This is a genomic window from Gilliamella sp. B2838 (assembly GCF_026536185.1).
Lineage (GTDB): Bacteria > Pseudomonadota > Gammaproteobacteria > Enterobacterales > Orbaceae > Gilliamella.
This window is the reverse complement of sequence record NZ_JAFNOO010000051.1, coordinates 1-523: the sequence shown is the minus strand read 5'-3', so window position 1 is coordinate 523 and position 523 is coordinate 1. Positions and strand designations below refer to the sequence as shown.

At 36.3% G+C, this 523-nt stretch carries 1 protein-coding gene; it reads left to right on the top strand.

Features of this window, described 5'->3' with window-relative positions; all coding sequences use genetic code 11:
- The coding region (locus J3U63_RS13270; RefSeq protein WP_267371866.1) for a hypothetical protein at positions 1–523 on the top strand (523 nt) is incomplete at both ends.

The window sequence follows — 523 nt, the reverse complement described above, 5'->3', positions numbered from 1 at the left end:
ACACCGGCATGGAGTAAATTTCCCTTACAAGAGAGTGAGTTAACCGGTAGCAAAAATGAAGTTGATATGCCACCGTTGCTACTGAATATAAATGATAAAGATTTAATGGGGAATGATAAACGTGCAATTGATGAAAAGGGGACCTTATGGTTAAAGATAGAGTATGCACTGGATAGTAAAAATGTTCCTATTAAAGGATGGACATTTATTGGTAGTGAGGGTGTAAAAAAAGTCAGTGGTTGGGAATGGTTTGATTTTAAACAGATTAGAGAAACCGGCAGTTTAAAAGAATTTTATCTGAATGCGAAAAAAGCGACAACCCGAAACAAAGATAATGCCTCACTTGAGCACTACAAGCCAACCATCAAAGAGACCCTAACAATATTAGATAAGCAATATATTCAAAATAGTAATAAATATGCGACATTAACACAGGACTGTTTTAAGGGAATAGCGGAAAAACCCCCATTAACAACGGCACTGGGACGGTTGTTAGTTCATTATAAAAGTGAATGGTATGAAG